The sequence below is a fragment of the Kitasatospora nipponensis genome (genome assembly GCF_039528135.1).
GTDB classification, from domain to species: Bacteria; Actinomycetota; Actinomycetes; order Streptomycetales; family Streptomycetaceae; genus Kitasatospora; species Kitasatospora nipponensis.
Window position 1 is genome coordinate 1 of record NZ_BAAALF010000374.1, and the last position, 2,865, is coordinate 2,865.

General features: G+C 58.3%; 2 protein-coding genes. Both read left to right on the plus strand.

Going from position 1 to position 2,865, the window contains the following annotated elements; all coding sequences use genetic code 11:
- Window positions 1-1,714: ALF repeat-containing protein (locus tag ABD323_RS40280; protein ID WP_486327168.1), on the plus strand; the 1,714-nt coding region annotated here is incomplete at its 5' end.
- Complete coding sequence (locus ABD323_RS40285; protein ID WP_184918797.1) at window positions 1,705-2,604, plus strand: hypothetical protein; 900 nt, start codon at window positions 1,705-1,707, stop codon at window positions 2,602-2,604. The genes ABD323_RS40280 and ABD323_RS40285, both read left to right, overlap by 10 nt.
- Window positions 2,605-2,865: the final 261 nt, after the last annotated feature.

A 2,865-nucleotide genomic window follows, 5' to 3' on the forward strand; every position in this document is an offset into this window, starting at 1 on the left:
CGCAAGTGTCACTGCATTCCTGAGCAGCGGCCAGTACGAGGCCGTTGCGGATGATCTCGGCGTCAGCATCGCGCGGATCATTTCCACTGGAGGCCCCGGTGTCCGGGCGGCCGGCAAGGCTGCGCTGGACTCGGGTTCGGTCGACAGGTACCGGACATTCCTTGTCACCGAACAGTTCGTCCAGCGTACCGAGGACGAGCGAGTTCTCGCAGCCAAGCTGATCGACAGTGGTGGATCCGAGGTCAAGGACGCGGCCCGAATTGCCATCGAAAGCCCAGGCGATCTGCTGCACGCCTTCATCCAGGCAGGCCAGTACCAGGCCAAGCGGAAAGATCTGCTGACGGCGACTCACCACGCACAGATCGAGCACCGGATCGCCGAGGCACCAGGCATCGCCGCCCCCGCCCAGCGCGAGGCTGCAGAGGCCGCAGTGGCCGCCGCGACTGCCCGCAAGGCCAGGGAAGAAGCCGACGCCTACGCCCTGCAAGCCCAGACCTCGGCAGCTGATGCTCGGCGCTATGCAGACGATGCCAACACATACGCGAACAAGGCCGAAGTCTCCGCCGCCAGCGCGGCACAATCTGCCAGCACCGCACGCCAGGCTCAGGATGATGCCGAACAGGCCCTAGCCAATGCCATCAGCTCGGCAACCCAGGCCAAGAACTCAGCATCCACAGCCCAGACCGATGCCGACGAAGCCCGCGATGTCAGCACCAAGGCCCGTGAATCCGCTGAAGCCGCAGGGCAGGACAAGGAGAACGCCAATGCTGCGGCCCTTCGCGCCTACTACACCGCGATAGCCAAGGAGGAGGAAGAGAAGCAGGCAGCGCGGGAGAAGCAGGAAGCTATCGAGCGGGAGAAAGTCGCCGCCGAGAAGAAGAAGCAGGAAGAAGGCTGGGTCCCCGACTGGATCAAGGAATCCGCCAACTGGCTGACGAACACTGCCGACACTGCTGCAGGCATCGGACTCGCCATCATCACCAGTGGCGACGTCTGGGTAAGCGCTTTCGAGACCGGTGTCGGCCTCGCGTTCATGGGCATAGGAACGATGGGCGACGTAGCCGGAGGCGCCCTGTGCATCTCCGGATTCGGATGCGTGGTCGGAGCCCCGGCCGTTGCCGCGAGCACCGCCCTGATCGTCAGCGGAGCATATCTTAGCGTCGCTGGCGCCAATAATCTGGGCAAGAGCCTCAACACAGCACTTCGAGACGCAAGCGAGAACAACGGCTCTAGGTTTGCGGGCGACAGTCCTAGGGTGTCGTCCGGGCCGCCGTGGCCGGTCAGTGAATCCGTTCGAGGAACCGCCAAGGGGCGATCACTGGACGTTCCGAATAAGCGACACACGGTATCCGGAGCAAGGACTGGTAGGCCTGTGGAGAAGAATACAATGATCCTAAAGGGCAATGAGGGGGCTGTTCGAGACGATATTATTGATATAGCAGAAGGGCGTGCGGAATTTCTTGAAGATCAGCAAGTGTACAAGACTCCTAGTGGGCGTACCTACGGAGTTGAGTCCACGGGGAGAACTTTCCCGGTATCTGGTCCGGGGCTTGTTGAAATGGATCGAAATGAATACGTGGCACTGCAGGCGATAGCAAAGGTTGGTGGGGATATGCAAAAATTTGCTGATGCCTACGGAAGGGTGCCCCGCCTCATGGAAAATCCGAAGGCGATAGAGAAGGCCCTGGCTGTCTATAATGGGACATGGCGATGATGTACAATATCATTGCAGTCGAGGGGGTGAGCTGGGATCGACTGCAGCTCACCCTGGGGGACCTGTTCTCCGTTCCGGTGGGCGATGTTGAAGTAGTGAACTCCGGTGAATTCGAAGACAGGAACTTGGGGGCGAGGGTTAGCTGCGAATATCAGCGCCTAAGTGGTGATGTCTCGTGGGCGCTCGATATTTATGCCACTAATGAGGTCCAGTCGCAGCCGACTGAGCCTGCACTTGCCGCGGGACTCGCGGGGTGGCTTCGGCAAACATTCCTATTCCCTGATGCTGGGATTCGCCCAAGCTCGTACTGGGCTGCCACTGCAGATGGAAGAATGGTCCGTGCACGAGTGTTTGAATCCGATACTGAGGATTTTTTCATCCGTGTCGATGCCATCGAAGAGCCTGTCTCCGGCCTGGCTCATGTTCCCATCGAAAGAATACCTGAGGTGATCCGCGATTCTTTTGTACCTTCTCCTTTGGTCGATAGCTTTGCGGCTTGGTTGAAGGGGTGCGAAGAAATGTACCCGGATTCAGATGGGGTCAAGGAAAGTGGGGAGCATCTATTTGTCGGTAGTCTCCGTGCGTGGGAGATGATGACCGTTCGGATTTCACAGGGATGGCCACCGTCCGCATGGTATCCGGCTGAATTTTATCGAGAGGATCTCGACAATAGAGACTCTCTTTGTCAAATTTCAAATGACCTTCCTGCTGCTATTTCTAAGGCTTTCCTGGATGTGCTCAATCGCATCGATGGGGAATTTATTCGACTTACGGTCGATGATGGCGGCGTGGCACTAGATACAGAAATGGAAATACTAGACCCTGCGCCACCAGTGCGGAATTGGTGGTGGAGGAGGCGCCCAATTGAGCTGCCCTGGAATAGTAGTTAATAAATCATTGCCTCGAAGGATATTGCGGCGTTTCGATAAGTGGCGCTAGGTCCTTTGGTGGGGGAATTGTGGCCCGCTGGATATGTCTGGCGGGCTGCAAGGCGATTCCTGAAGAGTGCTTCCGACTGTTCTGGTCGCCTGCACGCTAGCTTCTTTCGGCCGGGTGGGCGAAGGTCTGTAGAGAGTTGTTGCGCCAGTGAGTCGCGCTCCAGTGGCGTTTCAACGTCCGGTGATCATTTGAGCCCGCCGGTCACAGCGGTG